The following is a 23,959-nucleotide window of genomic DNA, read 5'->3' as shown; positions in this document are numbered from 1 at the left end:
GCCCGTATGCCGTCTGAGGGGGTGCCACGGGGAGGGACGGGCCGTCGCGGGGGCGTCGGCGCGTGAAACGGACGAGAAGCCGGGGGGCTTGCGATGAACGACAACCACGCCAGCTGAACAGGGTCGTGCCGGGTACCGGCGGCCCGGTCCCGAGGAGGGGCCGGGACCGGGCCGCCGGCCGGCACGACCGACGACCGACGACCGACGACCGACGACTGACGACGAGACACCGACGACGCGAGACCGGCGGCGGACGCGGGCGGCTGACGGACGGTGGCACACGAGCGGCGGCCACGGCCGGCGAGGACGACGGGGCACGAGTGACGAGGGAGGGGTCCGATGGACAAGGGTGACGAGGGGTACCGGGACTGGGAGGAGCTGGTCACCGCCGCGCTGCTGGGTACCGAGCGGCGCGGCGGCTCACCGCGGGCGCTGCTCGACGCGGCGGCCGTGCAGACGCTGCGCCGCCGCGCCGGGCTGCGGCCCGCCGAGGCGGCCCGGCGGCCCCCGGCCGCGGCGGACGATCCGCGCCCGGCGCCCCCGGAGGCCGCCCGGCGGCGACTCGCGCAGCTGCTGGCGGGCCGGACCGCGGCGGCCAGTGGCGGCGGGCGGCGCGGGGCCGCCCCGGATCTGACGGAACTGCTCCCGCAGTGGCTGGCCGCCGCCGCGCGGCACGGCTACCGGGCGCCGTCGGCCCAGCTCCCGGCCCTGCTGGACGCGGCTCGCGCCCGGACCGACCTGCGCCCGCAGGCGCTGGCCCTGGCCGGGGCGCGGGGGCTGTGGCTGGCCCGACTGAATCCCGAGTGGCGGTTCGCCCTGCGCGGGGCGCCCGGAGGCGCCGGGGAGCTGCCCGACCCGGCGGACGGAGAGGCGGTCACCCGGCTCTGGGAGGAGGGGCTGTTCGCCGAGCGGGTCGCCCTGCTCGGCGCCGTCCGGGCCCACGAGCCGGCGGCCGCGCCCCGGCTGCTGGCGACGACCTGGGCCACGGAGCGTGCCGAGGACCGGCTGATGTTCCTCGACTCGCTGCGGTCCGGGCTGTCCGGGGAGGACGAGCCCTTCCTGGAGGCGGCGCTGGGTGACCGCAGCCGCAATGTCCGGGCGACCGCCGCCGAACTGCTGTCCGCGCTGCCAGGCTCGGCTCTGGCCGGGCGGATGGCGGAGCGGGCGCTGGCCTGCGTCGGCCCGGAGGGGGTGGTACCGCCGGCGGAGTGCGACGCGGGGATGCTGCGCGACGGGGTCGTCAAACAGCCCCCGGCCGGGCGCGGGGAGCGGGCGTGGTGGCTGGGCCAGCTGGTGGAGTCGGCCCCGCTGTCCTGCTGGCGGGACCGCTTCGGCGGGCTCGGTCCGGCGGAGATCGTCGCGCTGCCGGTGGCGGAGGGCTGGGCGGAGGAGATCCACGCGGCCTGGTGCCGGGCGGCGGTGCGCCAGCGCGACCCGCAGTGGTCGAAGGCGCTCCTCGGGCCGCCGTCCGCGCCGCCCGCGGCGGGCCCGGGCACGGCGTCGCTGGCGGAGCGGGCGAAGCTGCTGGAGACGCTGAGCGAGGTGGAGCGGGCCGAGTGGGTCGCGGAGTTCATACGCGCCCACGGGCTGCCGGAGGCCTTCCAGCTGCTCGGCGTCTGTCTGGTCCCCTGGGCGGGGACGCTGGGCCGGGCGGTGGTGGACGCCCTGGACGCGGCGCGCGAGGCGGGCAGTTACCCGTGGAGCTTCAGCGGGGTGATGGGTCTGGCGGAGCGCTGCCTGGATCCCGCGGAGGCGGACCGCCTGGAGGGCATGACGGCCACCGCGCAGCACCCGCCGGAGGCCTCACCGGGAGCGGCCGCCTACTGGGCCGAGGCCTTCCAGCGCCTGGTGGCCACCCTCCGCATGCGGGCCCGCATGCTCGCCGAACTGGCCCCGGCCGCCTGATCTCAGGCGCCGGGGCCGGCCGGAAGGGACGTCAGACGTCAGGCCTGGCGGACGTGGGCGTTGACCCAGTCCACGATGGAGGTGGTGGTGGCGCCGGGGGTGAAGATCTCGGCGACGCCCTTGGCCTTGAGCGGGGCGATGTCGTCCTCCGGGATGATGCCGCCGCCGAAGACCTTGATGTCCTCGGCGTCGCGCTCCTTGAGGAGTTCGATGACGCGCGCGAAGAGCGTGTTGTGCGCCCCGGAGAGGATGGAGAGGCCGATGGCGTCCGCGTCCTCCTGGATCGCGGTGTCCACGATCTGCTCGGGGGTCTGGTGGAGGCCGGTGTAGATGACTTCCATACCGGCGTCGCGCAGCGCCCGCGCGATCACCTTGGCGCCGCGGTCGTGGCCGTCGAGACCCGGCTTGGCCACCACCACACGGATCGGACCGGTCACACCCATCGCACTGCCTCCCGAGTGAACGAACGTTAAGTACAGCATTGCGCACGGCACCGTTTCGCGGTCAACCGGGAGGGGGAAATCACACGTGGGACGCCGTTGATTCACCACCGCCCCGTCGCCCCGCCACCGCGCCGACAGCCGCACGGCACGGTGGCGGGGCCGCGCCGGCGGTACGGCCCCGCACCCACAGGGTCCAGGGGGAGGCCGTCCATGGGGCTGACGATCGCACCGCTGCCCGTGCCGCGCACGGGCGCCGCCCTGCGGGCGGCGGTCCTCGAGGCGGCGGTCCTCGCCGGGCACCTCCTCCTCTACCCCACCGGGATACGGGAGGAGCGGCCGTCCGCCGCGCCCGCGGCCGGGGCCGCCGGGCAGCCGCCGCCCGTGCTGCTCCTGCACGGCTTCACCGACAACCGCTCGGTCTTCGTCCTGCTGCGCCGCGCGCTCGGCGCGGGTGGCCGGCGGCGCGTGGAGACGTACAACCACTCCCCCTTCAGCCGCGACCTGCGCGTGACCGCCCGCCACCTCGCCCGGCGCGTCGAGGAGCTGTGCGAGCGCAGCGGTCAGGAGCGGGTGGACCTCATCGGGCACAGCCTCGGCGGGCTGGTCGCGCGGTACTACGTCCAGCGGCTCGGCGGCGACGCGCGCGTGCGGACGCTGGTCACCCTGGGGACCCCGCACGGAGGCACCCGGATCGCCCCCTTCATGGACGCGCACCCCCTGGTCCGCCAGATGCGCCCGGATTCGGAGGTGATGGCCGAGCTGCGCGCGCCCGCCCCCGGCTGCCGGACCCGGTTCGCGGCGTACTGGAGCGAGTTCGACGCCCTGATGGTGCCGACCGGGACGGCCCGGATCGAGCACCCGGACCTCGACGCGACGAACGTGCAGGTCACCGGCATCGGACACCTCGCGCTCCCGGTCCACCCCGCCGTCATCACCGCGGTCCGGCGCGACCTCGACGGCCCCCTCCGCGCCGCCGGCACCGCGCCCCGCCCGGCGGAAGCCCCTCCCGCCACGGGAACCGAGGGCCGGAGCCAGGTCGTCTGACGGCACGCGCACGCCCTGAGGCGCGGCACCGCGAGCGCCGGCTACTGCTGCGGCACCTGCCCCGCCTCGTCCGCGACCCCCCGGCCGACGATGGCCACGGACGTCACCGTGGTTCCTGCCTTCCCCCACGCACTGTCTTTGAGAAGCACGGTTCGCTCGCCCAGTAGGCGCAGGCTGCCCTTGTCGAAGATCCATTCGGTTCGTTCGCCCTTGTGGACACGGGCGACCGCGATGCCCGTCCGGCCGACGGCATCCGTGGCCTCGGGCACCAGGATGACGCCGGGGATGCGGGCAGCCGCCCGGTAGAGAGCGGCGCTCACACCGGGAGGGGCCTCCACGGTCCGCAACAGGTCACCGATCGCGACGAATGCCTCCTGATCGGGGCCGGTGGTTGATCCGGAGTCGGCACCGTGGTTGAGGCGGGTGTCGGCATAGATCGTCTCCAGCAGGCGGTCCGGGTCCGTCGGGAGAGATTCGAGGAAGCGGTAGGTCGGTCCGTCGAGGCCGGCCTTGCCCTTGCCGCGGGGCGGATCCGTCTCGCTGCCCTTCGCGTTGCGCGTGAGTGTGCCGGCGGTCCCGTCCACAGATACCCAGCGCTCGGCCGACTCGTCCGTCCGGGCCGCCTCCATTCCTCCGCCCGCGACCTCGGACAGGGATGTGGAGTGCCCGGTCGTCTTCGTGGGAGGAAGGTGAGGGAGACGATGTCCTCAGCCCCGGCGCGATCGGCGGTCATGCGGACGGCGTGCGCATACACGGCCCGGGCGTGTGCGTCATAGAGCTCCGCGAACAGTTGGTGGTCCACACCGGGGAGTGTCCGCACCGACCACCCCGTTGCACGTGACCTGCGTCACGCCCTGACTGGCCGTGAGCGGGCGCCACACCCGGACCTTCACCCGCACAGGCCTGGTGCCCGTACAACACCACTCGACCCACGGTCGAACGAATTTCGAACTCAAGGCCAAGGCTCGGTCTTTCAGCGACCGAAAGACGGCCGAATGCCCGGTTCCGCTGAGGACGAAACTCTCGGAAGATTGTCGTGGCGAGTAACCGCCGGGTACAGTCACGCCACTGCTCTCCTCCGGTGAACCTCGAGTTCCCCGGCCACCCAGGCCCCACTGCCGAGGCGAAAGAGAAGTTGGTGAACGACCGCCCGACGTCGGGCCAGTACCCCGATTTGGGGTACGACGGCCTTTCCACCACCACTTTCGCTGGTGACCAGGCCTACACGCCCTATGAAACGCAGGGCCAGGGCTATCAGTACGTCACCGATTGCCCCCCTCAGGGCAGTTACGGAACGTACGACACCTACGCGGCGTACCACTCCGCGGCCGACACCGGCGCGTACGACTCCACCGCCTGGACCGCTCCGGAGAGTTACCTCGCCAGCGTCCCGGCCCAGGCCGTCCACGAGGACACCACGGGCCAGTACGACGCGAGCGCGTGGAACACCGCGACCGCCGAGTACCAGCCCACCGCGTTCGGCTACGACTCCACGGGCGCCGAGCAGACCGGGCAGTGGACCCACCCCGGGTACGGTCAGGACACCGGCACCTACGACGCCACCGCCTGGAACGGCGGCGCGGCCGACGGGACCGCGGTCACCGGTTACGAGGCCACGACCGTCGTCCCCGTCTTCTCGGAGACCCACGGAACGGCCGGCTCCACGGACGCCGCCGACTACGCCGGCCAGGCCGACGCCGATCCGTACGCGGATCCGTACGCCGATGACGAGACCTCCGTCTTCGAGCCCGTGGCCGCTGCCGCCGACGCTGCCGTCGAGGACGGCGCCGACGCCCCCGAGGGCCTCGTCGTGCACGACATGCCCACCCAGGCGATGCCCGTCACCCCGCCCGCCGCGGGGTCCCGGGCCGGCCGCAGGGCCACCGGCAAGGGCGGCGCGGGCCGGAACAACGCGGCCAAGGGCAGCGGGAGCGCCGCCGCCGCGGGCAGCCGCCGGCGCAGCCCGGCCAAACGGTCCGCCCTGCTGACGGTGGCCGTTCCCTCCGCGTGCGTGATGGGCGTCGCGGGTGTGGCCGCCGCCTCCGTCGGCGGGCTCACCGGCGCCGACAAACCGGCCGAGGAGACGACCACGCTGGCCGCCCCCGACTCGGTGCGGCCGGCCGAGGCGAACAACAAGCTCGACACGCAGCTGGCGGCGCTCAGCGCCGACGCGGGTGACTTCGCGGACCGCGCGAGCCGCACCCAGGAGCGGATCGACCTCAAGCAGCGCCAGGAAGAAGAGAAGAAGAAGCGGGCCGAGGAGGCCGCGGCCAAGGAAGCGGCCCGCCCCAAGTTCTCGGTGCCCGTCGCCCAGCGCGGTCTGAGCGCCAGCTTCGGTCAGGCGGGCGGCATGTGGATGTCGGTCCACACCGGCATCGACTTCCCCGTCTCCTACGGCACCCCGGTCATGGCCGCCACCGACGGCACCGTGCGCACCCAGTGGAACAGCGCCTACGGCAACATGGCCATAGTCACCTCCCCCGACGGCACCGAGACCTGGTACTGCCACCTCGGCAGCACCAAGATCCGGTCCGGCAAGGTCAAGGCGGGCGACGTCATCGCCTACTCCGGCAACTCGGGCAACTCCACCGGCCCGCACCTCCACTTCGAGGTACGGCCCGGTGGCGGCTCCGCGGTGGACCCCCTGGCGTGGCTGCGCAGCCACGGCCTCGACCCGAGCTGAGCCTGGCCGAACCGCTGAGCCTGGCCGAACCGCTGAGCCTGGCCGAGCCGAAGGCCCGGCCAGGCGGCCGGGCCCCGGGCCCTACGGTCAGTCCCCGGCCCTACAGCTTCTGCACCGGCGCGTAGCGCAGCAGCAGCCGCTTGGGCTTGGCGTCCCCGAAGTCGATGGTGGCCTGCGCGTCCGCGCCGGCGCCCCGGACCTCCATGACCGTGCCCAGCCCGAACTGGTCGTGCGTGACCCGGTCCCCGACGGACAGCGCGACGACCGGCTTGTCGGCGGCCCGGCGCGTGGCGAAGCCGGAGGGGCCGGACTTCGTGCGCGACGAGGACAGGAACGCCTCGGGCGAGGTCCCGAACGTGGTCTTCCCGGAGGACGAGCCGTACCCGGAGCCGCGCATCGGACCGGCCGGCTTCTGCGCGGCGCCCGTGCGCTTCCACTGGAGGTACTCGGCGGGGATCTCCTCGAGGAACCGCGACGGCGGGTTGTACGAGGGGGTCCCCCACGCGCTGCGCATGCTGGACCGGGTCAGGTACAGCCGTTCACGGGCCCGGGTGATGCCGACGTAGGCGAGACGGCGCTCCTCCTCCAGTTCCTTGGTCTGGCCGAGCGCGCGCATGTGCGGGAAGACCCCGTCCTCCATGCCGGTCAGGAAGACCACGGGGAACTCCAGGCCCTTGGCGGTGTGCAGGGTCATCAGCGTGATGACGCCCGTGCCGTCGACGTCCTCGTCCGGGATCTGGTCGGAGTCGGCGACGAGCGCGACCTGCTCCAGGAACTCGGCCAGGGTCCCGGGGTTCGACTCGTCGCGGGCCTGCTCGAATTCCAGGGCCACGGCCGCGAGCTCCTGGAGGTTCTCGATCCGGGTCTCGTCCTGCGGGTCGGTCGAGGCCTGGAGCTCGGCGAGGTACCCGGTGCGCTCCAGCACCGCCTCCAGCACCACGGCGGGGCCGGCGCCGGAGTCGACGATCGTGCGCAGCTCCTCCATCAGCACGTTGAACCGCTTGACGGCGTTGGTGGAGCGGGCGGCCATCCCGAAGGCCTCGTCGACGCGACGCAGCGCCTGCGGGAAGGTGATCTTCTCGCGCTGCGCGAGGGCGTCGATCATCGCCTCGGCCCGCTCGCCGATCCCGCGCTTGGGGACGTTCAGGATCCGGCGGAGCGGGACGTTGTCCTCGGGGTTCGCGAGGACGCGCAGGTAGGCCAGGACGTCCCGGACCTCCTTGCGCTCGTAGAAGCGGACGCCGCCGACGACCTTGTACGGGAGCCCGACGCGGATGAAGATCTCCTCGAAGACGCGCGACTGGGCGTTCGTCCGGTAGAAGATCGCGACGTCGCCTGCCTTGGCGTCGCCGGCGTCCGTCAGCCGGTCGATCTCGTCGGCGACGAACTGGGCCTCGTCGTGCTCGGTGTCCGCGACGTATCCGGTGATCACGGCGCCGGTGCCGGCCTGGGTCCACAGGTTCTTGGCGCGGCGGTTCTCGTTGCGCTCGATGACCGCGTTGGCGGCCGACAGGATCGTCTGGGTGGAGCGGTAGTTCTGCTCCAGCAGGATCGTCGTCGCGTCCTTGTAGTCCTCCTCGAACTGGAGGATGTTGCGGATGGTCGCGCCGCGGAAGGCGTAGATCGACTGGTCGGCGTCACCCACCACGCACAGCTCGGCGGGCGGCAGGTCCGGGTAGCCGGGGCCGACGAGCTCGCGCACCAGCGTGTACTGGGCGTGGTTGGTGTCCTGGTACTCGTCGACCAGGACGTGGCGGAAGCGGCGGCGGTAGTGCTCGGCGACGTCCGGGAAGGCCTGGAGGAGGTGGACGGTCGTCATGATGATGTCGTCGAAGTCGAGCGCGTTGGCCTCGCGCAGCCGCCCCTGGTACATCGCGTACGCCTGGGCGAGGGTCTTCTCGAAGCCGTCGGCGGCCTGGGCGGCGAAGGCGTCCTCGTCGATCAGCTCGTTCTTCAGGTTCGAGATCTTGGCGTTGAAGGACTTGGGCGGGAACTTCTTCGGGTCCAGGTCCAGGTCACGGCAGACGAGCGCCATCAGGCGCTTGGAGTCGGCCGCGTCGTAGATCGAGAACGACGAGGTGAAGCCGAGCCGCTTCGACTCGCGGCGCAGGATGCGGACGCACGCGCTGTGGAAGGTGGAGACCCACATCGCGTTCGCGCGGGGGCCGACCAGGCTCTCGACGCGTTCCTTCATCTCGCCGGCGGCCTTGTTGGTGAAGGTGATCGCCAGGATCTGTCCGGGGTGGACGTTCCGCGCGGACAGCAGGTGGCCGATGCGGTGGGTGAGCACCCGGGTCTTGCCGGAGCCGGCGCCGGCCACGATGAGCAGCGGGGATCCCGCGTGGACCACGGCGGCGGCCTGCTGCTCGTTCAGCCCGTCCAGGAGCGTCGCCGGGTCGATGACGGGGCGCGGGGCGCCGTCCCGGTAGTACGCGTCCCCGCTCATGGGCACGTCGAAGGCGCCCCCGAAGAGGTCGTCCGCGCCGTGCTCCGGCTCGGCGTGCTCCTCGGGCGGCGGCGGGACCTCGTCGGAGGGGGTGAGGTCGGCCAGGAAGCTGTCGTCAAAGAGGCTGCTCATCGCCTTCCGAGTCTAGGGGGCGGGACCGACAGCCGGTCCCGCCCCCGGGAAATCCGGTGGAACGGGCGCCCCGTACGCTCGCGGCATGACCGTTCTGACCAACATCTTCGTCGGCCTGCACATCATCGGCATCGCCTCGCTCCTGGGCGGCTTCCTGACCCAGATGAAGGCGATGGGCGCTGGCACGGCGCGCTTCGTGCCCGCGATGCTGCACGGCGCGCTGACCATGCTCGTCACGGGTGTGCTGCTGGTGGGCTTCCGCGAGATGGGCGACGGCGCCCCGCTCAACCACGTCAAGATCGGCGTGAAGCTGGCGGTTCTGTTCGTGGTACTGGCCCTCGTCTACGTCAAGCGTGACGAGGAGCACGTGGGGAAGGGCGTCTTCGCGGCGGTCGGCGGCCTCACCGTCGCCAATGTCTTCATCGCCGTCCTCTGGCACTGACCGGTCAGCCGAGGCCAGTCCCGGTCGGACAGAGCCAGTTCCGATCATTCCGTCATCCGGCCGTTACCTCCGGCCTTAGCGTCCTCCCCCAAGACCTCCGGGATCAGTGGAAGGACGTGAGGCCCCCGTGGCCAGTCATCGAAAGCCCAGGCAGCGCCCGTTCTCCGGCGGCACCGCACGGACCGCCGTCACCCTCGCCCTCGCGGGCGCTGCCACCGCCACCGCCTTCGAAGGCACCTCGCACGCCGACCCGCAGCTCGCCCCCGCCCAGGTCAAGGCGGAGGTCGACCGGCTTTACGGGGAGGCCGAGGCGGCGACGGAGCGCTACAACGGGGCGAAGTCCAAGTCCGACGAGGCCGAGCGGGCGCTGACCGGCCTGCGCGAGGAGACCGCCCGCAAGACGGACCGGCTGAACAGCGCCCGCAGCGCGCTCGGCTCGCTCGCGGCCTCCCAGTACCGCAGCGGCGGCCTGGGCCCTGCCCTCCAGCTGGCCATGGCCTCCGACCCGCAGGACTACCTGGACCGGGCCGGCCTGCTGACCCGGGCCGGCGACCGGACCGCCGCCGAGGTGGCCGCCGTCAAGCGCGGCCTCGACGAGCTCGGGGAGCTGCGCGGCAAGGCCGCCGGCCGGCTCGCGGAGCTGCGCGCCCGGCAGCAGGAGCTCGCCGAGCAGAAGGCCGTCATCGAGGGCAAGCTCGCCACCGCCCGGCAGCTCCTGGCCCGGCTCACCGCCGAGGAGCGCGCGGCGTACGAGGCCCAGCCGGGCACCGCCGCGCCCGCGGGCGCCTCCGCCGGCCCCGGTGTCCACACCCCGCCGCCCTCGGGACAGCTGCCGGCGGTGGCCGCGGGGAGCGCACGGGCCGGCCGCGCGGTGGCCTTCGCGTACGGGGCGATCGGCAAGCCGTACGTCTGGGGCGCGACGGGACCGGGCTCGTTCGACTGCTCGGGCCTGACCCAGGCGGCGTGGCGCGCGGCCGGGGTGTCCCTGCCCCGCACGACCTACACCCAGATCAACGCCGGCCGCCGGGTCTCCCGGGACCAGCTGGCCCCCGGTGACCTGGTCTTCTTCTACTCCGGGGTGACGCACGTCGGCATGTACGTCGGCAACGGCCAGATGATCCACGCCCCGCGTCCGGGCTCCACGGTCAGGCTCGCGCCGGTCTCCTCGATGCCCTGGGCCGGCGCCTCCCGCCCCGCATAGGAGGAGCCCTGCGGCGGCCCCGCCCGGAAGGGACCTACGGCGCCTTGACCTGCTGGCTGAGCCACCCGAAGGTCTGCGGCAGCTGCTTGGACCACGCCTCCAGGTTGTGCCCGCCGGTGATCTTCTCGGCGTGCACCGTGGTCGGGCTCTGGGCGAGGGCCTTGAGGTCGGTGCCGGACAGGTAGCCGTCGTGCTCGGCGCCCGACATCCACAGCGCGACCGGCGGCGGCGCGGGCCGGGTCTTGAGCAGCTCCTTCAGGTTGTGGGTGCGGCGCAGCTCGGGGTCCTTGGCCACCAGCGAGCTGGGCTCCTGGCCGGGGTCGTTGTAGCCGGACAGGGAGACGGCCGCGCCGTAGCGGTCGGGGTGCAGGATGGCGAGCTTGGCGGCGCAGTACGCGCCGGCCGAGTAGCCGGCCACGCCCCAGGTGCGGGGGTCGTCGGAGGCGCGGAAGTTGTCGGTGACCATCTTGCGGACGTCGACGCTGAACCAGCTGTCGGCGTTGACCTTGCCCGGGATGTTGGCGCAGCCGGTGTCGCCGTTGCCCAGGAGCATGGCGCGCGGGGAGACCAGGATGAAGGGCTGGACCTTGCCCTCCTTCATCAGCGGCTCCAGCACCTCGTGCGCCTTGAGCCCCTGGAACCAGGACTTGCCCGTGCCGGGTATGCCGGGGATCAGCTCGACGACCGGGAACTTGCGGTCCTTGTGGGCGGGGTCGTCGTACTGCGGCGGCAGCCACACCATGACGTCGCCCTTGACGCCGGAGACCTTGCCGTCGAGCTCGGTCTTCTTCACCCGCCCGCCCAGGCCTTCGACGGGCACGAACTCCTGGCGGACCTTCGGTTCCTGCCCGACCTGCTCGGCCTTCTTCCCGCCGAGCCCGTCCGGGCCCAGGTCGGGGGCGGCCTGGACGTACTTGCCGGTGCCCATCAGGTCGGTCCAGGAGACGTAGAAGTTCATCTCCCGGTTGAGCGCGAGGAAGACCAGGGCGACCGCGGTGACCTGCGCGAAGACCACCATCGCGCCGCGGGTGGCGACGCGTACGGCGGCGGGCCCGCGCACCTTGCTCCACACGGCCAGCGGCAGGACGACGGCGGTCACGGTCAGGGCGACCGCCGTCGCGAAGAGGGGGGTCCCGGTCAGGCTCATCACGCCACCCAAGAGGGGGGTGCGGCGCCCTCCGGTTGCCCTCCGGGCCTGCGGCGTGGATCACACCGGGACCCGGGCAGCGGCCCGGATCAGACCAGCCGCCGGGCCGTCGCCCAGCGGGTCAGCTCGTGGCGGTTGGAGAGCTGGAGCTTCCTGAGCACAGCCGAGACGTGCGACTCCACCGTCTTCACCGAGATGAACAGCTGCTTGGCGATCTCCTTGTACGCGTACCCCCGCGCGATCAGCCGCAGCACCTCCCGCTCGCGCTGGGTGAGCCGGTCCAGGTCCTCGTCGACCGGCGGCGCGTCCGTCGAGGCGAAGGCGTCCAGGACGAAACCGGCCAGGCGGGGCGAGAACACCGCGTCCCCTTCCTGGACCCGGAAGACGGAGTCCACCAGGTCGGCGCCGGTGATGGTCTTGGTGACGTAGCCGCGCGCACCGCCCCGGATGACGCCGATGACGTCCTCGGCGGCGTCCGACACGGACAGCGCCAGGAACCGCACCGGGTTCTCGGCCGCCGCCATCAGCGGGGCGCAGCGCCGCAGCACCTCGACCCCGCCGCCGCCGGGCAGGTGCACGTCGAGGAGGACCACCTCGGGGCGGGTGGCGGTGATGACGGTGACGGCCTGGTCCACGTCGGCGGCCTCGCCGACGACCTCGACCCCGGTCCGGGCGGTGTCGCCGATCTCGGCCTGGACCCCGGTGCGGAACATCCGGTGGTCGTCGACGAGCACCACCCGGACCCTCCTGCTCGCGCCGCCGGTGGTCGCGTTGTCCTCGGTCATGCTGTCTTCGCCGCCCTCTCCATCTCCAGCTCGACTACCGTGCCGCCGTCGGGCGCGGACCGCAGCACCGCGGTCCCCCCGTTGCGCTGCATCCGGCCGATGATCGATTCTCGTACGCCCATGCGGTCGTCCGGTACCGCGTCCATGTCGAAGCCCGGGCCCCGGTCGCGTACGGACACGAACACCGTCCCGCCCTCGACCTCCGCGTACACCTGCACGGGGCCGCCGTCGCCACCGTACTTGGCGGCGTTGACCATCGCCTCGCGCGCGGCCTGGATCTGTGCCCCGAGCTTCTCGTCGAGGGGGCAGTCGCCGACCACGACGACCTCGATCGGAACGCCGTGGTGGTCCTCGACCTCGGCGGCGGTCTTCTTCACGGCCTCGGCGAGGGTCGCCGGCTCCTCCGCCTCTTCCTTGCCGGTGCCCTCGGGCCGGTAGAGCCAGTTCCGCAGCTCCCGCTCCTGGGCCCGGGCGAGGCGGCGCACCTCGCCCGCGTCGTCGGCGTTGCGCTGGATCAGGGTGAGGGTGTGCAGCACCGAGTCGTGGACGTGGGCGGCGACCTCGGCGCGCTCCTGGGCGCGGATGCGCATCAGGCGCTCCTCGGAGAGGTCCTGGGTCATGCGGATCAGCCAGGGCCCGGCGAGCAGGGCGATGCCGACGAGGACGGCGAGGACGGCGGTGAGGAGGTTGCCGAGCTGGGCAGCGGAGCCCCGTACGACGATGAACACGGTCAGGCCCACACCGACCAGCACGACCCCGGCGAGGGCGCGGGCGGCCTGCAGGAGGCCTTTCTGGCGTCCGGCGGCGCTCCAGTGGGCGCGGCGGGCGTTGTCGGCCTGGCGCCAGACGAGGACGACGCCGGCCCCGACCAGCAGGGTGGGCCAGATGTAGCGGCCGTTCTCGCCGCCGACGCGCAGCTGGGAGACGAAGATGCCCGCTCCGACGGCCAGCGCGATCAGGCCGGAGACCGCTCCCTTGTCGGGTTTGCGCAGCCGGCGGGTGCCGTCGGTGAGGGTCTCGAAGAAGGAGTGGTGCCCGGTCTTGCCGCCCTGGCCGAGCGGAACGAAGACCCAGAACGCCGCGTAGAGCAGGACGCCGAGCCCGTCACCGAACATGAACATGCCGAGAAAGGCGAGCCGGACCCAGATCACGGGCAGCCCGAGGTGCCCGGCGAGACCGCGCGCGACCCCGCCGAGCATCCGGCCGTCGGCGCTGCGGTAGAGCTTGCGCTGCGGGACGTCCTCCGGGTCGGGTGCGTGCGGGATGCGGGGAGCGGCGGCTACGGGCATGCCACCAAGGGTCACACGCCCGGACGCGGCCCGGCATCAGGGCGTTCCCCCACTCCGGCAGGGGGGATATCAGGGTTGCGCCAGGGTCGGGCCCGGTGCCGCGCGCCCGCGCCGCCCGTCACCATGGACGCATGACCGACGTACACGACGCCCCGCCGGCGGGTCCCGGGGCACCGGCCCCCGCCGAGCGGCCACCCCTGCGCCGCGGCAAGCGCGACAAGGTCCTCGCGGGCGTGTGCGGCGGCCTCGGCCGGTACTTCGACCTGGACCCGGTGGTGTTCCGGATCGTGCTCGGGGTGCTCACCGTCACCGGCGGCGTCGGCCTGATCTTCTACGGCTTCGCGTGGCTGCTGCTGCCCCTGGAGGGCGACGAGGACAGCGAGGGCAAGCGGCTGCTGACCGGCCGGGTCGAGGGCGCGACGCTGGCCGCCGTGTTCAGCGCGCTGGTGGGCTGCGCACTGTTCCTGTCGATGCTGGACAACGGGGTGATGGGCGCCTTCTCGGTACTGGTCGTCCTCGCGCTCGGCGGGGCCTCCTACTGGTCCCGGCGCCACCGCGACGCCGCCGCGCCCGAGGCCCAGGCCCCGGCCGCGCACCGTCCGGCACCGCCCGAGACCCAGGCGCCGCCGGTGCCCGGCAGCCCTTCCTGGTGGCGGGACCCGCTGGTCAAGGACGGCACCACGGGCCCGGTCGGTTCGACGGGCTACCTGTGGGGCCCGGACGACACCGCCCCCGCCGGGGACCGGCCGGGCCCCGCCCCGCACGAGCCCCGGCCCGGGACGCCCGCGCCGCCGCGCGGCGGCATCGGCGGCCGGGTGTTCGTCCTGGCCCTGCTGGCGGGAGGGGCCGGCACCGCCGCGGTGTGGGAGGGCAGCACGCTCGGACACGCCCTCCAGGTGGGGCTCGCCTGCGCGCTCGCCGTCTTCGGTCTGGGCCTCGCGGTCAGCTCCGTCAAGGGCCGCACCGGCTTCGGCACGGTCCTGCTCGGCCTGATCACCGCCGGGCTGCTCGCGGGTGCGGCCGCCCTGCCGCGCGAGATCGGCACCGACTGGCGGGACGTGGCCTGGCGCCCGGCGGCGGTGGCCGACGTACGGCCCGCCTACGCGGCGGGGACGGGGCTGGCGACCCTGGACCTGAGCCGCCTGGACGTGCCCAGGGGCGCCACGGTGGCCGTCCGGGCCTCCGTCGAGGCGGGCCGGCTGAAGGTGGTCCTCCCCCGGGAGGTCACCGCGAAGGCCGACATCTCCATCCGGCTCGGTGACATACAGCTGCCCGGTGACGGCGGCCCGGAAATCCGGATCAAGAGCGAAGGGGAGACCCGCCGGGCGACCCTGCCCCCGGCCGCCGGCACCGAGGCCGGCGGGACGATCGAGCTGCGCCTGGACGCGGGCGTGGGACAGGTGGAGGTGGCCCGTGCGGCGTCATGAGTTCCAGCCGGGACGGCTGCTGGCGGGTCTGGTCCTGACCGCCGCGGGCGTGCTCCACCTGCTCGACGCGTCCGGTGAGACGGACGTGCCGTGGTTCCTGGTGGTCCCGTTCGCGCTGGGCGGGCTGGCACTGGCCGCCCTGGTCGGGATGGTCACGTACGCCGTGCGCCGGGATCAGCGCGACCGGATCATCGAGTCGAACGACCAGTAGGGCGCCCCCGCGAGGACCAGCGGGGTCCAGGCCATCAGGTACGCCAGATCGTTGCCGTAGTAGTACGGGGTCACCGCCCAGGAGACGGTGAGCCACAGGCTGAGCGAGATCAGCAGTCCGCCGGCGGCGGCGAGCCGGGTCAGCACCCCGGCGAGCACGCCGAGACCCACGAGGAGTTCCCCGATGGCGATGGCGACGCCGAAGCCGACGGGGGCCTTCAGGGCCAGGTCGACCAGGGCGGGGATCGCGGAGGTGTCGCGTACGCCGCGCATCATCTCGCCGACCGAGCCGCTGCCGGTCTCGGCGAGGAAGCCCCCGGCCGTCAGCTTGTCGATGCCCGCGTAGACGAAGGTCACGCCGAGGAAGATCCGCAGCGGGAAGAGCGCGTAGCGGGTGGCCAGCTCCTTGAGCGGGGTGGTCCGCTGCCCGGATGGGGCGTCAGTTCGGGTCACGCCCCCATGTCTACCCCGTTCACTCGGCCACGTCGATGATGCAGCGGTTGGATTCCACCCCCGCCGCCGTGACGACCTGCACGTCCACCCGGCCGGGCTCCACCTCCGCCGGCACCGGGACGGTGAGCACCGCGTCGGAGGGGTTGGTGAACCCGCCGGCCACCGGGACCAGCGGCACGTGAACGTGGACCGCGCCGATCCGCACGACCAGCCGGGCGAGCATCTCCGGGGTCTGCGCCCCGGGCGGCACGAAGCCGACGCCGCGGATCTCGATGTCGTCGCCGGGACGGACGGCCGCGTCGATGTCCCCGGGCTCGCGCCTGCGGACCACCGAGAGCACCAGCGGGCGGCTCCCCTCGGCGTACTTCGCCGCGAGGTACACGGCCGCGGACAGCGCCACCAGCATGGCCAGCGCCCACGGCAGCTGCGGCAGCCGGTCGGGGAAGCGGGCCAGCGACACCGCCGCGTAGGCCAGCACCACGGTGGAGACGAGCACGTACTGCGCGTCCGGGAAGCTGCCGCGGCCGTCGTCGTCCGTGAGCAGGTCCACCCCGCGGGGGCGGTCCGCCGGCAGTTTCTGCAGCCGCTGGCCCATGATCCGTACGGAGACCACGCGGCGTACCAGCACCGCCACCGCCGAGGTCAGCGCGACCACCGACAGCAGCGGCAGCGCCCGCCCGAGCGCGAACCCCTGGTACAGGGCCTCGCGCTCGGGGCCGGGCGAGGAGGCGGCCAGCCGCAGCGCGGGCAGCAGCGCCGCGAAGGCGGTCAGCACCAGCCAGGCGCTCGGCACCGCCTTGGAGGTGGAGAGCCGGTTGTCCTCCCCGACGACGGGGGCCAGCAGTCCGCCCCGCAGCGACTGGGCGCGGGCGGCGACGGTGAGCAGTCCGGCCAGCGTCAGCGCGGCCAGCAGCCCCGCGGTGCGGGCGGTGGACCAGCCGGCGCCCAGCGCGGTGCCGACCTGGACCAGCAGCAGCAGCCCGGCGGCGATCCACAGGGCGAGCACGGCCCGCCGCGAGAACAGGTACAGCCAGGAGTGCCCGGCCTCCCGGCCCCGTTCGGCGACGGTGCGGGCGGACAGGGTCAGCTCGTCGGAGACCCACTGGCGGGAGGCGCCGAGCGAGTGGGCCACCGCGGCCGGCACCCCTTGCCCGGCGGCGAACTCGTCCCGTTTCTCGAGGAAGGCGGCGACCGCTCTGCGGTGCCCCTCCCGTGCGCAGTCGTCGCAGGCGCAGACGGCGGTATGGGTACTCCGGGACATCTCTTGGACAGCCACGCGCGTGCCGCCTCTCTGAACTTCGGTGCAATGCCAGCGAATTGTGCACCACTGCGACAGTGCTCCGGATTGCGCACGATGTCAGAGCAGGTGATTAACGGTTCATGATGTTGACGCCACCCTCCGCGACGGTCTGCCACAGCGGCTGGTAGCTCACCCACGCGGCGAGGTCGCCGCCGAACCGCTCCCGAGTGGCCACGGCCGCGCGGTGGCCGACGGGGACCGGTTTGCCGGCCGCCCGCGCGATCAGCTGCACCTGCGCGGCCCGTTCCGCCGCGATGAACCACCAGACGGCCGCGTCCACCGAGCCGCCGACCGTCAGCAGCCCCTGGTTGCGCAGGATCAGCGCCTTGTACGGACCGAGGGCGAGGGCGGTCCGTGCCGGGTCGGCGACGCCGTCGCCCGGGTACTCGTCCAGCAGCGCGTGGTCCTCGTAGAAGGCGCAGGCCTCCTGCGTGACCGGGGCCAGCAGCTCGCCGAGGCAGGCCAGCGCCCTGCCGTACGGGCCGTGCGTGCGGACCACCGCGACGGCGTCGGGCCGGGCCCGGTGCACGGCGGCGTGCACGGCGAAGGCCAGCTCGTTGAGCCGCCGGCCGCCCTCCCGTACCCGCCCGTCCCCGTCGGCCAGCAGCAGGTCGTCCGGGCGGAGGCCGGCGAAGGCCCGGCCGAAGGGGTTGACCCAGTAGCAGTCCTCGAATTCCGGGTCCCGCGCGGTGACGTGTCCGGCGACGCCGTCCTCGTACCCGAGGCGCCCCAGCAGCCGCAGTGCCCCGGCGAGCCGCTCCTTGCGGTGGGCGCGCTCCTCGGCCGGGTCCTCGTACGCGGGCGGCATCTCGAAGGCCAGCCGGTCGACCGGCACGGGTTCGGGCTGGTCCGGCATGCGTGCCTCCTCCGGGTCGCGGCGTGCGCGGCGGTGCGCGGCGGTGCGCGGCGGTGCGCGGCGGTGCGCGGCGCAAGCTACCGGCGCGGCCCCGAAGTGGCCAGAGGAAGGCCCGGGAAAGGCGGAAGCCGCCGCCCCGTGAAGGGGGCGGCGGCTCCGTCGGCACGGCGGGCGGGGACTACTCCCACTCGATGGTGCCCGGGGGCTTGCTGGTGCAGTCCAGGACCACGCGGTTCACGTCCGGCACCTCGTTGGTGATGCGGGTCGAGATCCGGGCCAGCACCTCGTACGGCATGCGCGTCCAGTCCGCGGTCATGGCGTCCTCGGAGGAGACGGGGCGCAGCACGATCGGGTGGCCGTAGGTGCGGCCGTCGCCCTGGACGCCCACGCTGCGGACGTCCGCGAGCAGGACGACCGGGCACTGCCAGATCTCCCGGTCCAGGCCGGCGGCGGTGAGTTCCTGGCGGGCGATGGCGTCGGCCTCGCGCAGCAGGTCCAGGCGCTCCTTGGTGACCTCGCCGACGATGCGGATGCCGAGGCCGGGGCCCGGGAAGGGCTGGCGCTGGACGATCTCCTCCGGCAGGCCGAGCTCCTGGCCGACCATCCGGACCTCGTCCTTGAACAGCTGGCGCAGCGGCTCGACGAGCTCGAACTCGATGTCGTCGGGGAGGCCGCCCACGTTGTGGTGGGACTTGATGTTGGCGGTGCCGGTGCCGCCGCCGGACTCCACGACGTCCGGGTACAGGGTGCCCTGGACGAGGAAGGCGACCGCCGGGCCGTCCTCCTGGAGGATCTCCAGCTGGGCCTGCTCGAAGACGCGGATGAACTCGCGTCCGATGATCTTGCGCTTGGTCTCCGGGTCGGAGACGCCGGCGAGCGCGTTCAGGAAGCGCTCCTGCGCGTCGACGACCTTCAGCTGGACGCCGGTGGCCGCGACGAAGTCCTTCTCGACCTGCTCGGTCTCGCCCTTGCGCATCAGGCCGTGGTCGACGTACACGCAGGTCAGCTGGGAGCCGATGGCCTTCTGGACGAGGGCCGCGGCGACCGCGGAGTCCACGCCGCCGGACAGGCCGCAGATGGCGCGCTTGTCGCCGACCTGCTCGCGGATGGCCGCGATCTGCTCCTCGACGATGTTGCCGGTGGTCCAGGTGGGCTTCAGGCCGGCGCCCCGGTACAGGAAGTGCTCCAGGACCTGCTGGCCGTGCGTGGAGTGCATCACCTCGGGGTGGTACTGCACGCCGAACAGGCGCTTCTCGTCATTCTCGAAGGCCGCGACCGGGACGACGTTCGTCGACGCGGTGACCGTGAAGCCCTCGGGGGCGGCGGAGCAGGCGTCGCCGTGGGACATCCACACCGACTGGTTCTCCGGGGTGCCCTCGAAGAGGGTGGAGCCGCTCTTGGAGACGGCCAGCGGGGTGCGGCCGTACTCGCGGGCGCCGGTGTTGTCGACGGTGCCGCCGAGGGTCGTCGCCATCAGCTGGAAGCCGTAGCACATGCCGAAGACGGGGACACCGGCCCCGAAGAGGCCGTCGGCGTCGTCCAGGCGCGGGGCACCCTCCTCGTACACGGAGGACGGTCCGCCGGAGAGGATGATCGCCTTGGGGTCCTTGGCGAGCATCTCGGCCACGGGCATCGTGCTGGGCACGATCTCGCTGTAGACCCGGGCCTCGCGGACGCGGCGGGCGATGAGCTGGGCGTACTGGGCGCCGAAGTCGACGACGAGAACCGTGTCCGGGGCGCTGTCGTGGGCGGCGGAGGGTGCTTCTGGCACGGGACGGCCTTCCGGCGGAAGAGGGTGTGTTTTGTCGATTCTAACGGGGGGCGGCACCTCCCTTTCGTCTCACCATCCGAACCCGGTTGGCCGGGAGCGGGGCCCGCGGTCATAATCCGTACCGTGCGCAAGCAGCTGAGCTTCCTCTTTACCTATGGCACCGGCCGGTCCGGTCGCCATGGGTCCGTGTGATGCTCGCTTGAGCCGCTGACTTCCCAGAGCGCCCCGGTCCGACAGGACCGGGGCGCTCCGCGTTTCCGCTCCTGCCGGGCCACCGCCCACCACTCACCACAGGAGAGACGCCATGACCACGATCACCACCACCCCCGAGCAGCTGATCGCCGGCTCCCGCGAGCGCATCGACGCCCTCGACGACCGGATCATCGGGCTGATCCAGGAGCGGATGGCCGTCTCGGCCGTGATCCAGGAGGCCCGGATCGGGGCGGGCGGGCGGCGGGTGCACCTCTCGCGCGAGATGGAGGTGCTCTCCCATTGGAGCGACGCCCTCGGCAAGCCCGGGACCGCTCTCGCGATGACCCTGCTGGAGCTGTGCCGGGGCCGCGTCTGACCGCGCGGGCGCCCGTTCGTCACCCGTCCGGGCCGTGACCGGGCCCGGGAGCCTTCGTTGGGGAGGTTGTCCGTGCCAGCCAGGCGCCGGACGCAGCACCACGCGTGGCTCCACGGGAGCGATGAGACGCGACGCCCGACGGCGCGCGTCGTGGGACCTCGCTCCCTCGTGTGACCGGACGGCAGGGGACAGCAGCCCGGTCACCCAGTGGGAACGGCCGGTCCGGGGGACGCCCCGGGCCGGCCGTTCGTCTTTCCGTCCTCCGCTTTCCGCCTGCTACGCGGTCACGCGTGCGCGCCGCCGCCGCGGCGGCGGAACGACAGGTACAGCGCGGCGCCGACCGCGACCAGCCCGGCGCCGGCGACGCCGACCAGGCCCGCCGTGCTGCCGGTGGAGGCCAGCGGGCCGCCGCTGCGGCCGGCGGCGGCCGGGGCGCCGGAGCCGGTGGTGGAGCCGGTGGTGCCGCTCGGGGTGGCCGAGGCGCTCGCGGAGGTGCTCGCCGAGGGGCTGCCGGAGGTGGAGGGGCTCGGCGACTTCGTGGGGGCGGCCGTCGGGTTGGCCGTGAAGGCGGCCTGGTTGTTGGCCAGCACCGGGTCGAAGCGGTGCTTCTCGGGCTCGCCCTTCTCGCCCAGGCGGCCGACGGTGATGGCGCCCTTGGCGTCCTTGACGGCCTTCTCGATCTTCAGCTCGAAGGGGAACGTCAGCTTCTCGTTCTCCAGCACGGACGTCCCGGTGGCGCAGCGGTACTGCGCCGGCTGCACGGCGCGGCAGGCCGCCGGAGCCGTGAGGACCTTGACGCCCTTCGGGAGGAGCACGTCGACCACGGCCGCGGGGCCGGTGCCGGTGACCCAGGCGGGGCCGTGGTTGCGTGCGGCGACGACGGCCTTGACCTTGCTGCCGGCGGCGCCCTTGACGGTGAGGGGCTCGGCCGCGAAGTCGGCCTGGTTCGGCACGGTGAGCGTGAGGACGCGCTTGTTGTCGGCCGGGTTCAGGTCGGGCCCGTACGGGGACACGGCGGCGGGCGCGGCCTTCTTGCGGGCGACGAGCTTGCGGCCCGAGGCGGTGGCGCCGTTGGCGACGGGGCCCTTGGCGTCGGTGTCCGTCGCCCGCTTCGGGGAGCCCGCCGGGTGGATGCCGTAGCCGAACCGCTCGTCGAGGGCGTGCGGGCCGGCCTTCAGGTGCAGCGGGCTGTCGCCGGCCAGTTCGTAGGCGGCCTTGGCCTCGAACTCCCCCTCGACGGTGCAGACGGCGGTGGTCGAGGTGCGGGTGGTGCGGTAGGCGCAGTTGTCGTACCGCTCCGGGAACTCCAGGCCGTGGGTGGCCTCCAGTTCCAGGACCACCCCCTTCGCCGGCTGCGTGCCCTCGTTGCTGAAGACCAGGGGCAGGGCCTGGCTCTCGCCCGGCTTCGGGTCCCTCTTGAGGTCCAGCTTCCGCATGACCAGGTCGGGGCCGCCCACCGAAACGGTGGTCGAGGCGGGGGTGATGGTGGCCCCGGCGGCCGTGCCGGTCACCGTGAGCTCGCCCGAGGCGCCGTCCTTGGCGTCCTTGACGGCGACGGCCTCCAGGTCCACGCCGGCGTGGGGGCCCGTGTCCTTGCAGACGAGGGTGGTCCCCTTGTCCTCGCACTTCTTGCCCCCCGCCGCCTCCTTCACGGACGCGATGCCGGCGAGCTTGGTCAGGTCGAAGGTGAGGGTGGACGCGCCGCCGAAGGCGTCGGCGTCGAGCAGTCCGTAGTGCAGGGTCACCGGCTGCGGGGAGCCCGGCCGCAGGGCGAGGGCGGCCGGACCGGACAGGCGGAAGACGGGGTCCGCGGTTTCGGCGGCCATCGCGGCGGGGGTGGTCAGCCCCACGGCCACCAGGCCGCACGCGGCCAGCAGGGAGATGCGCTGTCTCATGCCCCCCTTGACCCCCGGACCGCCGTCGCGGTTGCGCACTTGAGGGTGTGACCGACACCACAGACCACCGCAAAGGATTCCGGTACAACCTTTTTCGGCGACCGCCTGTCCACTCATGTACCGCGGTGAGTACCGCGCTCGGAGGGGGAGCGCGGTACTCACCGTCGTCAGTCGCCCGGTGTCAGTGCCCGGGTTCCGGTTGCCGGGGCGGGACTTCGGGAACCGCGAGGAAGGGCAGCCGCAGCGCGCCGAAGGCCTCCTTGGGCACGGCCGGACGGATCGGCTCCACCGCCTCCAGCCGCTCGTACGCCGCCCCCTGCGCGGGCCGCCGGTCCGCCTCGCCCTTGTTCGGCCAGTACGACATCGCCCGCTCCGCCTGCGCCGTGATGGTCAGGGACGGGTTGACCCCGAGGTTGGCGGAGACCGCCGAACCGTCGACCACCGAGATGCCCGGATGTCCGTACAGCCGGTGGTACGGGTCCACCACGCCCTCCTCCGCCGAGGCGCCGATCGGGCAGCCGCCGAGGAAGTGCGCGGTCAGCGGGGTGCCCATCAGCTCGCCGATGTTGCTGCCCGGGAAGCCGTTGATCTCCTCGGCCAGCAGGGTCGCCGCCCGGGTGGCCTCCGCGATCTGCACCGGGTTGGGCGCGCCGTGGCCCTGGCGGGCGGTCAGCAGGCCCTTTCCGGGGCCACCGGGCCTGCGGTAGGTGGTCAGCGAGTTGTCCAGGGACTGCATGACCAGGCCGATGATGGTCCGCTCCGACCAGCGCCGGTTCGACAGGGAGCGCAGCAGCTGCACCGGGTGCGTGGCGGTGCGGGCGAACCAGGCCCGTACCCGGTGCCGGGCGTGCGGCACCTGGAGGATCGTCAGGAACCCCATGGCGTTGGAGCCCTTGCCGTAGCGGACCGGCTCGATGTGGGTGTCGGCGTCGGGGTGCACGGACGAGGTGATGGCCACGCCCCGGGTGAAGTCCGCCCGGGCCCCGCCGTGGCGCTTGGCGTAGCGGCGGTCGTCGGTCTGGGCCCCGACCAGGCCCTCGGAGTTGGTCCGGGTCAGGTCGCCGAGCCGGTCGGAGATCCGGGGCAGCTCGCCGAGGTCCTTCATGGTGTGCAGCAGGGTCTGGGTGCCGTACGTGCCCGCCGCGACCACCACGTACCGGGCGCGCAGCACCCGGGCGCGGGCGGTGCGGCGCCGGTCGGTGGGAACGGTGCGGACCCGGTAGCCGCCGTCGGGGTGCTCGGCGAGCGCGGTGACGGTGGTCATGGGGTGGATGACGGCGCCGGCCCGCTCGGCCAGGTACAGGTAGTTCTCGTTGAGGGTGTTCTTCGCGCCGTGCCGGCAGCCCGTCATGCACTCGCCGCACTCGGTGCAGGCCTTGCGGGCGGGTCCGGCGCCGCCGAAGTACGGGTCGGCGACCTCCTGGCCGGGGCGGACCTTCGGCTGCCCGCCGGCGTCCTCGCCGTCGCCGAAGAAGACGCCCACCGGCGCCATGTGGAAGGAGTCCCCGACGCCCATCTTCTCCGCGACGGCCTTCAGGTGGACGTCGGAGGGGGTGAGCGTCGGGTTGAGACGTACGCCGAGCATCCGCTTGGCCTGCTCGTAGTACGGGGCGAGTTCCGTCCGCCAGTCGGTGATGGAGGCCCACTGCCGGTCCTCGAAGAAGGCGGCGGGCGGCACGTACAGGGTGTTGGCGTAGTTGAGCGAGCCGCCGCCGACCCCGGCGCCCGCGAGCACCATCACGTTCCCGAGGAGGTGGATGCGCTGGATCCCGTACAGCCCGAGGGCGGGGGCCCACAGGTAGTTGCGCAGGTCCCAGCTGTTGCGGGGCAGCCCCTCGCGGGTGAAGCGGCGTCCTGCCTCCAGGACGCCGACCCGGTAGCCCTTCTCGGTGAGGCGCAGCGCCGAGACGGAGCCGCCGAAGCCCGATCCGATGACGATGACGTCGTAGTCGTACGGCACGG

Annotated in this window: 18 protein-coding genes and 2 pseudogenes; 8 read left to right on the top strand and 12 right to left on the bottom strand. The window is 73.3% G+C overall.

Annotated features, from left to right (window positions below):
* The first annotated feature begins 339 nt into the window (after positions 1 to 339).
* Positions 340 to 1,905, top strand: coding sequence for a DUF5691 domain-containing protein (locus ACZ4WZ_RS29975; protein ID WP_467895392.1), 1,566 nt, complete (start codon positions 340 to 342; stop codon positions 1,903 to 1,905).
* Positions 1,906 to 1,943: 38 nt separating this feature from the next.
* Here ACZ4WZ_RS29975 and ACZ4WZ_RS29970 read toward each other — a convergent pair whose 3' ends face one another.
* A complete protein-coding gene (locus tag ACZ4WZ_RS29970) occupies positions 1,944 to 2,348 on the bottom strand; it encodes a cobalamin B12-binding domain-containing protein (RefSeq protein ID WP_388934659.1) in 405 nt (134 codons plus the stop codon).
* A gap of 210 nt (positions 2,349 to 2,558) precedes the next feature.
* Here ACZ4WZ_RS29970 and ACZ4WZ_RS29965 point away from each other — a divergent pair, with 210 nt between their 5' ends.
* Positions 2,559 to 3,392 carry an esterase/lipase family protein gene (locus tag ACZ4WZ_RS29965; RefSeq protein WP_467895390.1) on the top strand — a complete coding sequence of 278 codons (834 nt, stop codon included), beginning with the start codon at positions 2,559 to 2,561 and terminating at the stop codon, positions 3,390 to 3,392.
* A gap of 41 nt (positions 3,393 to 3,433) precedes the next feature.
* On the opposite strand, the pseudogene ACZ4WZ_RS29960 reads toward ACZ4WZ_RS29965, so the two are convergent.
* Positions 3,434 to 4,054: pseudogene (locus ACZ4WZ_RS29960) on the bottom strand (CU044_5270 family protein); the annotation flags it as partial.
* 476 nt (positions 4,055 to 4,530) lie between these two features.
* On the opposite strand from ACZ4WZ_RS29960, the gene ACZ4WZ_RS29955 reads away from it, so the two are divergent.
* Positions 4,531 to 6,075: a M23 family metallopeptidase gene (locus ACZ4WZ_RS29955; RefSeq protein ID WP_467895387.1), complete on the top strand. Its 1,545-nt coding sequence runs from the start codon at positions 4,531 to 4,533 to the stop codon at positions 6,073 to 6,075.
* 100 nt (positions 6,076 to 6,175) lie between these two features.
* On the opposite strand, the gene pcrA is transcribed toward ACZ4WZ_RS29955, so the two are convergent.
* Positions 6,176 to 8,653, bottom strand: coding sequence for a DNA helicase PcrA (gene pcrA, locus ACZ4WZ_RS29950; RefSeq protein ID WP_467895384.1), 2,478 nt, complete (start codon positions 8,651 to 8,653; stop codon positions 6,176 to 6,178).
* Positions 8,654 to 8,738: 85 nt separating this feature from the next.
* On the opposite strand from pcrA, the gene ACZ4WZ_RS29945 reads away from it, so the two are divergent.
* Together ACZ4WZ_RS29945 and ACZ4WZ_RS29940 are read left to right on the top strand one after the other, a co-directional pair.
* Complete coding sequence (locus tag ACZ4WZ_RS29945) at positions 8,739 to 9,095, top strand: hypothetical protein (protein WP_467895381.1); 357 nt, start codon at positions 8,739 to 8,741, stop codon at positions 9,093 to 9,095.
* A 127-nt stretch (positions 9,096 to 9,222) separates the two neighbouring features.
* Entirely contained in the window at positions 9,223 to 10,296 is a 1,074-nt protein-coding gene (locus ACZ4WZ_RS29940; RefSeq protein ID WP_467895378.1) for a C40 family peptidase, read from the top strand.
* Between the two features lie 34 nt (positions 10,297 to 10,330).
* Here the strand turns inward: ACZ4WZ_RS29940 and ACZ4WZ_RS29935 are convergent, their stop codons facing one another.
* The 3 genes from ACZ4WZ_RS29935 to ACZ4WZ_RS29925 form a co-directional block, all read right to left on the bottom strand.
* Positions 10,331 to 11,443: an alpha/beta hydrolase gene (locus ACZ4WZ_RS29935; protein ID WP_467895375.1), complete on the bottom strand. Its 1,113-nt coding sequence runs from the start codon at positions 11,441 to 11,443 to the stop codon at positions 10,331 to 10,333.
* Between the two features lie 89 nt (positions 11,444 to 11,532).
* Positions 11,533 to 12,228 carry a LuxR C-terminal-related transcriptional regulator gene (locus ACZ4WZ_RS29930; RefSeq protein ID WP_388934678.1) on the bottom strand — a complete coding sequence of 232 codons (696 nt, stop codon included), beginning with the start codon at positions 12,226 to 12,228 and terminating at the stop codon, positions 11,533 to 11,535.
* Complete coding sequence (locus ACZ4WZ_RS29925) at positions 12,225 to 13,517, bottom strand: PspC domain-containing protein (protein ID WP_467895372.1); 1,293 nt, start codon at positions 13,515 to 13,517, stop codon at positions 12,225 to 12,227. The genes ACZ4WZ_RS29930 and ACZ4WZ_RS29925 overlap by 4 nt, the downstream gene beginning before the upstream one ends.
* 131 nt (positions 13,518 to 13,648) lie before the next feature.
* On the opposite strand from ACZ4WZ_RS29925, the gene ACZ4WZ_RS29920 reads away from it, so the two are divergent.
* Together ACZ4WZ_RS29920 and ACZ4WZ_RS29915 are read left to right on the top strand one after the other, a co-directional pair.
* The gene (locus ACZ4WZ_RS29920) at positions 13,649 to 14,944 is read left to right on the top strand and encodes a PspC domain-containing protein (RefSeq protein WP_467895369.1); all 1,296 of its coding nucleotides are present in this window, start codon (positions 13,649 to 13,651) and stop codon (positions 14,942 to 14,944) included.
* Positions 14,931 to 15,155: a hypothetical protein gene (locus ACZ4WZ_RS29915; protein ID WP_467895366.1), complete on the top strand. Its 225-nt coding sequence runs from the start codon at positions 14,931 to 14,933 to the stop codon at positions 15,153 to 15,155. The genes ACZ4WZ_RS29920 and ACZ4WZ_RS29915 overlap by 14 nt, the downstream gene beginning before the upstream one ends.
* Here ACZ4WZ_RS29915 and ACZ4WZ_RS29910 read toward each other — a convergent pair.
* From ACZ4WZ_RS29910 to guaA, 4 genes are all read right to left on the bottom strand, one after another.
* The gene (locus ACZ4WZ_RS29910; RefSeq protein WP_467895363.1) at positions 15,119 to 15,607 is read right to left on the bottom strand and encodes a DoxX family protein; all 489 of its coding nucleotides are present in this window, start codon (positions 15,605 to 15,607) and stop codon (positions 15,119 to 15,121) included. The two genes, ACZ4WZ_RS29915 and ACZ4WZ_RS29910, sit on opposite strands and share 37 nt — an antisense overlap.
* A gap of 19 nt (positions 15,608 to 15,626) precedes the next feature.
* Positions 15,627 to 16,883: a hypothetical protein gene (locus ACZ4WZ_RS29905; RefSeq protein ID WP_467895359.1), complete on the bottom strand. Its 1,257-nt coding sequence runs from the start codon at positions 16,881 to 16,883 to the stop codon at positions 15,627 to 15,629.
* A gap of 94 nt (positions 16,884 to 16,977) precedes the next feature.
* Entirely contained in the window at positions 16,978 to 17,763 is a 786-nt protein-coding gene (locus tag ACZ4WZ_RS29900; protein WP_467895356.1) for a class II aldolase/adducin family protein, read from the bottom strand.
* Positions 17,764 to 17,941: 178 nt separating this feature from the next.
* Entirely contained in the window at positions 17,942 to 19,534 is a 1,593-nt protein-coding gene (gene guaA / locus ACZ4WZ_RS29895) for a glutamine-hydrolyzing GMP synthase (protein WP_467895353.1), read from the bottom strand.
* A 301-nt stretch (positions 19,535 to 19,835) separates the two neighbouring features.
* On the opposite strand from guaA, the pseudogene ACZ4WZ_RS29890 reads away from it, so the two are divergent.
* A pseudogene (locus ACZ4WZ_RS29890) lies at positions 19,836 to 20,102 on the top strand (chorismate mutase); the annotation flags it as partial.
* A 284-nt stretch (positions 20,103 to 20,386) separates the two neighbouring features.
* On the opposite strand, the gene ACZ4WZ_RS29885 reads toward ACZ4WZ_RS29890, so the two are convergent.
* Both ACZ4WZ_RS29885 and ACZ4WZ_RS29880 read right to left on the bottom strand, forming a co-directional pair.
* Complete coding sequence (locus ACZ4WZ_RS29885; RefSeq protein ID WP_467895350.1) at positions 20,387 to 21,997, bottom strand: peptidase; 1,611 nt, start codon at positions 21,995 to 21,997, stop codon at positions 20,387 to 20,389.
* A gap of 181 nt (positions 21,998 to 22,178) precedes the next feature.
* Positions 22,179 to 23,957, bottom strand: coding sequence for a GMC oxidoreductase (locus tag ACZ4WZ_RS29880; RefSeq protein WP_467895347.1), 1,779 nt, complete (start codon positions 23,955 to 23,957; stop codon positions 22,179 to 22,181).
* Positions 23,958 to 23,959: the final 2 nt, after the last annotated feature.

Source organism: Streptomyces sp. NPDC029122 (genome assembly GCF_055569445.1).
Note: the sequence above shows the minus strand (reverse complement) of the source record. Positions and strands in the feature narration are given on the sequence as shown.